A 7739-nucleotide genomic window follows, 5' to 3' on the forward strand; every position below is an offset into this window, starting at 1 on the left:
AGAGAGACAAGAGGACTGATACGTATAAAGGAACTGCGATTCCAAAGACCGTTTTAGTTCTCCTCTTGTTTCTTAGTAAATGTAAACAACTGTAATTATGTTGTTGTAAAGTAAAGAAGGCCGTTGGCATTAATTAAAAAGTGACTACTCTATGACTATCCTCAAACTTAAAGTGATTCTCTTTTTAACTTTTTCAATAGTTATTAGTGAGAATAGCAACGCACAAACAACCGTTGAAAATATTAATGGTAAATGGACTTTTATAGTAGATGCAAAGCCATTTGAAGTAAAGGGAGTTACGTTTGGTTATGATAATGATGTAAATAACTACGAGAAATACTTCCAGGAACTTAATTATTTAGGTGTTAATACGATTAGAACCTGGGGAACCGGCGTCAATACTAAAAGAATGTTGGATGCAGCACATTCACATGGAATAAAAGTCATGCTGGGCATTTGGATGCGACATGGCCGAGCAGGTATGGAAGCTGACGATAGCTTCGACTATAGTAATGATGAAGCCGGCAAAAAGGTCATGTATAAAGATGCTATTGAAATCGTAAAAAAATTCAAAGACCATCCTGCAATACTGACATGGGGTGTTGGTAACGAAGTATATTTAAATACGGCAACCGATGAAGAAAAAATTGCCTATTCAAAATTACTAGAAAAAATCTGTTCTAAAATCAAAGAAATAGATAAAAATCATCCGGTAACATCGGTTGAGGCCTGGACTTTTGGAATAGACTGGTGGCAAAAATACGTTCCATCTATCGATATTTATGGAATTAATACATATGGAAAGGGAGCTGATATTTTGCCGGAAGAATTATCAAAAAAAAGAGTAACAAAACCCCATGTCATAACCGAATTTGGAGTCAGAGGGGAATGGGAGATTGAGGCAGACCGGAATGGAGTAAAACCTGAGCCGACCGATAAAGAAAAATATGATGTAATCATTACAGGCTATAACGAATGGATTAAGCCAAAACCCAATTCTTTAGGCGTTTATATATTTCAATACGCCAGTGATAATAGACATGTGGCGCCTTGGTTATTGACTCATTTTAAAGGCATGACTCGTCCGCAATATTGGGCAATTCGTGAGGCTTATACTGGAAAAAAGCCTGAAAATAACGTCCCTTCCATCGAATTGTTTCAATTATCGAAAAATGACGTAAAAAGTGGAACATGGGTTGCCGTAAACCTGGATGCTACAGATGTAGAAGGAGAAGAGTTAACAGTAAATTTTTATTACAACCAAAGAACGGGTAGCAGGAAAAGGCGTGACCAACTAGTGCCTCTTAATTTTCGTGGTAACTTTTCCGATGGATTTGAAATACAACTTCCACAGGTAAATGGTGGGATAAAAGTATATGCTATGGTGAACGACACCTTCAATAATGTAGGTATAGCTACAACGTCTATTTCAGTTATTGATGAAAGAGCTGCAAAACGGAAATTTTTAGTTCCCAAAGCAGAATTGCCATTTTACGTTTATAGAGACAATAAAAACTTGCCCTACGTTTTATCAGCGTATATGGGAGATTATAAAACCGTTAGTGTAGATTTAAACAACACATCGACTGTAAAATCGGGAGAAACAGCGATAAAAATAGAATTCAAAGGTAAAAATGAATGGTATGGTCTTGGATTTGTTGACCCTGCAAATGATTGGGGTGATATTTTAGGCGGTTATGATATAAGCGGAGCCGAGACGTTTAGTTTTTGGGCCAAAGCAAGCTATGACAACCTAAATGTAGAAATAGGATTCGGACTGATTAAAGAAGGGGATAAACCCTTTTATGATTCCAGCAAAAAACTTGTTGAATTAAACCTTACTGACGAATGGGAAGAGTATACGATTAATACAAAAAGACTTGATTTAACAAGTATACGTTCGGGGTTTGTAATTTTTACGAGCGGACAAGGTATGAGCCATAACATTTATATAGATGAGATTGTATTTGAATAGCATTTATTGATCATAAAAAATAACTAATGCCAACAATGGCTATACGTAATTCGGGGGAAAGTGCTGTTATGAAAGTAATTACATTAAATAAACTTCTTGGTAAACGGAAAGTGAAGTGCCTTGAAATCCCGCACTACGCATAGCAGAGACCGTTGGCAACAATTAAAGTGAAACAAATTACATACATAATAGCAATTATATTTTCCGTCTCTGTTTACGGACAAGAATTTTCAAAATCTGACTTTGTGAAAACGGATTGGTTTGTGAATAATGAAAATGGTGCTTTTATGAAAAGTGATACGCTGAAATTCATTAAATACTCAAACAAAGCGTTAGATGATGAATATATAAAATATAAAGAGTATGAATTGCAATATCTTGGACACGGATACTTTGTGGAATTGGACTTTAAACGTGGTCGAAAAATGAATTACCGATTTAGAGTAAATAATTCCGCTACTGGATTTGATTTCAAAAAATGCAGATGGGATTTTGATAAAAAAACATCAATTATTTCAATTTATCGAGATGACGAACTAATGATGAAAATAAAACCAATTAAGCGCAAAAAGATAAAAATTGAATCTCGATTGGCAAAAGACGGCGGATTTTTGGAAACGACTGAAATAACATTTTCGCGAATTAAATAACTGTTGCCAACAATGTATAACCGCAATTACGGCGGATTCGACTACGTCCGAATCCACTCGGAATTGCTAACATCTGTGCCAAAACGAAAATTAACGCATATTAACCCGTAACTGACGGTTATACTAGACCGTTGTACATAATGCTGAAAAACGCCATTTTCATATCGATATTTCTAACTTCAATTTTGAGTTATTCTCAAAACATTAAGTCTATAACCGAATTTAAAAAAGTTGGAGATAGCTTAACCAAAAACAGACTGACCGAATTCGACAAATCTGGAAACTTAATCAGAGAAGTTAATTATGGCAGATATGATTCGAGATTAAAAACGTTCAGAAACAAAATTCGAAAGTTTGAATATAAAAATGGACAACGGATTTCCGAATACTTTTGTGAAGATTTTGTTGCCAAAGACACTTGTGTTCTTCGTTCGTTCTCGACATTTGAATTTGACAAAGACAGCGGAATTGAAAAGCAGACAAAATATGAGTCTGACTCATTAATTCGTTTTATAAAGCAAACGAAAAAGCAAAAACGAGTAAAAACATCCAAAACTCACTCTTGGGAATTTATGCCAGTTGAAGAACCGAATTACGAAAAGGCTTTGGTTTTAATAGACACTATTTTCTTTGACAAAAAGAACCGGAAAATAAAGCGTGTGAGTTACAACAGTCGTGAGAAAAAACCAGTAATTGAACTTTATGATTACTCAAAAAAAGCATATACATATCAAACCAAAGGCACTTATGGAGACACAATACTAACTTTTAACTACAGTAAATTGCAAAAGTTAGCGGACAAAAAATCACTAGATTATATTTTCCAAAATGAGGAACAGTTTGAATACGAAATTGAATATTATTAAAAAGCACTATGTACAACAATGGCTATAAGTAATTGCTTGTTCTCGCCTATTTTTGAAAATTTTCTAGGATTTTCAATTTAGTGTGTACTTGCAAAGTTTCGTGCTAACCCACGCAACTACTCATAGCCGATACCGTTGTGCTTCATTATAATCAACTGATAACCAATGATAAAATTCTTTAGAAAAATTAGACAAAGATTACTATCTGAAAATAAATTCAGTAAATATCTTTTTTATGCAGTTGGAGAGATTGTTCTTGTGGTTATTGGAATTTTGATTGCGTTACAGATTAATAATGCAAATACACATCGTAAAGAAACCCAAACATTACGTGGTTACTTAAGCAGCATAAAAAATAATATTGCGAGTGACAAAAAACAAATTGAAGCAATTATCTCTTTCAGGGATTCTGTGAAAGTTTATTCTCAGAAAATTGTTCAGTTATCTAAGCAAGATAAAATTCTTTTAAAAGATTTTTTGTTAGTTATAGATGATGATTACAATGTATTTTACGATCAATATTTAGAGATTAATCCAAGTGGATTTGAAGCATTAAAAAATTCTGGTTATTTGGGAATGATACAAGGCTCTAAAATTGAAAATCTTATCAACGATTATTACCTAGTTTACAATATTATAAAAAGACAAGAGAAGAGTCTTAACGACTTTATAGAAAATATGGAGGTTTTAGGATTTGAAGAACAAGTGTTTACAAAAATTATTAATATCTTAAGAAAACCAGATGCTGAAGAATATTTTTTATCCAATCAAGACAAGATTAAAGCAATAATAAATCACCCGAGTATACAAGGTGCTAATTTACGAGGCTCGTTAGTAGAAGGTCTTTTCAATAAATACAAAAAATTGCTATCTATTGGTCAACAATTATCTATAGAAATAAATAAAATTGTAGAAAATCATAAATAACGAAAGCACAACAATGTGTATAATTCATTGCTAGTTAGAGCCTGTTTACGAAAGTCCTCGCGGACTTTCTATCTGTGATTTATTTGCTAAATTAGTTGCTTAACCACGCAACTAACCATACACCGAACCGTTAGGCGTCATAGAAGTTAAACCACAAAAAGCCTTATTTGTTATTGACTTATCCAGACGGAATTATTTCATACACTTATCCTGATTCCATCATATAATAGTTTACTTGGCATAATATTGAGTTTCTAACTTAAAAAGTGATACGGGAAACTAAACACCACTGATAAACAAAATTTTAATCCTGTAAAATGATATAAAATTGAGAAGACTTCTTTAAATGAGTTTTTGGTTTCGCTTAACTTTTGGTCATCTCAATCATATGATTGATTACATGGGTGTGCTCATGTTGAGGACTAAACATAACAATCTCCGCATCTGCATTGACTTTTACATTGTGTCCAGGGGGCCAGTAAAACAGATCCTTCCCATTTACAATTTCTTCGATGCCTTTAGAGTCGGTAGTAGTAAGTTGTCCGCTCAAAAGAAATCCCCAATGAGGACATTGACACAAATTTCCTTCAAGCCCCATAAACAATGGTGTTGTATCAACTCCAGCAGAGAGACTGAAATACTCTCCACTAATTTTACCTAATCCAGTAGCGTCTCCAAAATCAGTTTTCTGACGTATAACAGCTCCAGGAATCTCCATTTTTACTTCAATGTCGTCTTTTGCAATTTTCATGATTATTTGTTTTTGTGAATTTGGATAATATTATCCTTATAGGATGGATACTGATGCCGTATTGTGCAATTCAGGAATAGTTATTCAGAAATCAAGACAAATGTTTAATCCTAGTCTGAAAGGTAGGCTAAAAATCCACAGTATTAACTCTTTAAGTATAAAAAAATAATACGACCGCCTAACACCGTATATAATTTATTGCTAGTTATAGCCTACTTACGAAAATCCTCGCGGATTTTCTATTCGGTTTTTATTTGCTAAATTAGGTGCTTAAAGCACGCAACAAACCATATACAAACACGTTGTGCAACATTAGAAGCACATTTTGAACTGAAATAATAATACTAATTTAAAAACATTATGATGAAAAAAGTACTGAACATTTTGACCTTAATTACGATATTGGGAGCAATTTCTTGTAATAGTGATGAATCTGAAATTCAGATAAATCCAAAAAGCGTAACAGATTGTTCGTTAAATTCTGACCCTAATTTTACTGGAATCTGTTTAGACGGAGCAACATCTGTATTAATTAATGAAACTATAACCTATGCTAGCAAAGCTACAGCGAATTTCACTGAAATACAATGGACAATTAATTCTGGAAATATCGAAATTCAAAGCATTGAAAATAGCATTGATGATGGAATGTTAAAAAGCATTGCTACCATCAAATTCAATTCCGACTTTGATGGAGGAAGTTTAAATGTTAAGGCTATAAATGACAATGGAGAATTAGCCGAAATTCAGAATTACACAATAGAATTAGAAAATTAATAACGTTGCACAACAAAGTGTATATCTCATTGCGGCTGAATTCTTAATCGTAATTCATTGCAATATGCTATCATTCGGTTACGGCGGAAAATCATAGCTGATTTTCCGCAACGAGCCATACACAAACCGTTGTAGCCAATTAAAACAAAGTACGAATGAACAAAATAATTTTTATCATAATTCTTTCTTTAGGATTTTCGAACTTTTCTTTTTCTCAACAAAAAGTGCTTGATAGTGTCAAATATATTCCAACCGAGTTTGTCAAAACTTTATTGAAAGAAAATGATAGTTTAAAAATTACATTTGATAAAACGAAAGAAAAACTAACGAAAGAGCAAATTGAAGGAATATTCTCAAAAACTAAAAACAAAGAATATGACATTAAAAAAACTCGAATTGCACTAGAATTGACCTCATTATTGGGTGATAATTGGAATTTTGATGAAACCCTTAAACCAGAAAACACTTTAAACTTCAAAACTATTGAAGAGCTTGAGAAATTCAACAACTCTTTACCAACTTCAGAATCAGTCTCTTTTGAAAATGATGGTAGTTTAAAAAGAAAAGAAACAACTTTTAAGAATGGTTCAAAAGAGATTATCGAAAAGGATAGAAATGGAAATTTTATAAAAAAAACAATAGATGAAAATGGAAATGAAACTATTGATAAAATTAAAGACATTTCTGAGATAAAAATCAAAAAACCAAAAGTTGAAATAATAAAAGAATAAAAACTGGCTACAACACCGTGTATAATTCATTGCTAGTTCTTGCCTACTTGGAAATTCCTTCGGAATTTCCTCTGGTTCGTTTTAGTTTACTAATTTAGTTACTTAAACACGCAACGAAATCATACACTAGACCGTTGTGTACAATTTGACAAAAACCAGATGATAGATTTTAAAGTACCAAGATTTTGGGTAAAAAATAAAGGTGGAGGAAGTCATTATCCGAAAGAAATCGAAAACTGGTTTTCTGAAGATTTTGACAATTACTTTATTTATCATCATCCAATTCTGATTGATTTGGACATTCAAAACGGATTGAAACCTACTCGCGACGAACTAGGAAGACCGAAAAACAAACGAGTTCTGACCTTTGAACAATTTAAAACCGAATTTTTTAAAGATGGAGAAAATTTCAAAGACTATTCTGAATACGTTATGCACCAAGTCCGAAATAAAGACACTAGACCAAAATATTTGTGGGGAAGTGAAGAAGGTTCTGGAATGTATTTTAAAGACATAATTCATTTATTAAAGGTTTTTGACTCTACTCTTCAAACAGAAGTGTATTCTCATTATGACATTTTGAGAAAAATAAGAGGAAATGTTGAGAACGACAATTTACCTTCTTTTTATTTGACAAGAATGGAGACGATTCAAATTGTTGCCTCAAGTTTTTCCAATCTGTCACCTGAATTTATACTTGAGAAAAACAAAAAATGGTGTCTTACCACACTTTATGACGATTGCAAAACTGCAATTGCTTGCGACAATGAAACGGCTGAAAAATTAATTGAACACAAACATTTAGGAATTGAAAAAATAAAAACTGTACACAACAATGTATAACCGCAATTACGGCGGATTCGACTACGTCCGAATCCACTCGGAATTGCTAACGCCAGTTCTTAACCGAAAATAAACGCTAAATTAACCCGTAACTGACGGTTATACGTATTCCAAGGTCAATTCCTAATTATTTAGATACTTTTTTAAGCTGCAAATTCTTGCATTGACACATACGGTGTCCCTCTTTTAACCACTGCAAATGCTCTTGATAAGATCTTG

General features: G+C 32.9%; 8 protein-coding genes. 7 read left to right on the forward strand and 1 reads right to left on the reverse strand.

The genetic code is table 11. From position 1 onward, the window contains the following. The first annotated feature begins 151 nt into the window (after positions 1 to 151). The 4 genes from CA834_RS14415 to CA834_RS14430 all read left to right on the forward strand — a co-directional run bounded on the left by CA834_RS14415 (position 152) and on the right by CA834_RS14430 (position 4418). Complete coding sequence (locus CA834_RS14415) at positions 152 to 1975, forward strand: glycoside hydrolase family 2 TIM barrel-domain containing protein (protein WP_240507624.1); 1824 nt, start codon at positions 152 to 154, stop codon at positions 1973 to 1975. 152 nt (positions 1976 to 2127) lie between these two features. After that, positions 2128 to 2625 (forward strand): hypothetical protein, encoded by a 498-nt coding sequence (locus CA834_RS14420; protein ID WP_094969430.1) that lies wholly within the window; start codon positions 2128 to 2130, stop codon positions 2623 to 2625. Between the two features lie 185 nt (positions 2626 to 2810). Next, positions 2811 to 3491 carry a hypothetical protein gene (locus CA834_RS14425; RefSeq protein WP_094969431.1) on the forward strand — a complete coding sequence of 227 codons (681 nt, stop codon included), beginning with the start codon at positions 2811 to 2813 and terminating at the stop codon, positions 3489 to 3491. A gap of 165 nt (positions 3492 to 3656) precedes the next feature. Continuing rightward, complete coding sequence (locus CA834_RS14430; RefSeq protein ID WP_094969432.1) at positions 3657 to 4418, forward strand: DUF6090 family protein; 762 nt, start codon at positions 3657 to 3659, stop codon at positions 4416 to 4418. A 364-nt stretch (positions 4419 to 4782) separates the two neighbouring features. On the opposite strand, the gene CA834_RS14435 is transcribed toward CA834_RS14430, so the two are convergent. Then, entirely contained in the window at positions 4783 to 5169 is a 387-nt protein-coding gene (locus CA834_RS14435; RefSeq protein WP_094969433.1) for a cupin domain-containing protein, read from the reverse strand. A gap of 360 nt (positions 5170 to 5529) precedes the next feature. On the opposite strand from CA834_RS14435, the gene CA834_RS14440 reads away from it, so the two are divergent. The 3 genes from CA834_RS14440 (at position 5530) to CA834_RS14450 (ending at position 7520) form a co-directional block, all read left to right on the forward strand. After that, complete coding sequence (locus CA834_RS14440; RefSeq protein ID WP_094969434.1) at positions 5530 to 5946, forward strand: hypothetical protein; 417 nt, start codon at positions 5530 to 5532, stop codon at positions 5944 to 5946. 155 nt (positions 5947 to 6101) lie between these two features. After that, complete coding sequence (locus CA834_RS14445) at positions 6102 to 6677, forward strand: hypothetical protein (protein ID WP_094969435.1); 576 nt, start codon at positions 6102 to 6104, stop codon at positions 6675 to 6677. A 159-nt stretch (positions 6678 to 6836) separates the two neighbouring features. Further along, entirely contained in the window at positions 6837 to 7520 is a 684-nt protein-coding gene (locus CA834_RS14450) for a hypothetical protein (protein WP_094969436.1), read from the forward strand. Positions 7521 to 7739 lie beyond the last annotated feature (219 nt).

Origin of the sequence: Winogradskyella aurantia, assembly GCF_002266855.1 — a bacterium.
In the GTDB taxonomy this organism is placed as follows: Bacteria; Bacteroidota; Bacteroidia; order Flavobacteriales; family Flavobacteriaceae; genus Winogradskyella; species Winogradskyella aurantia.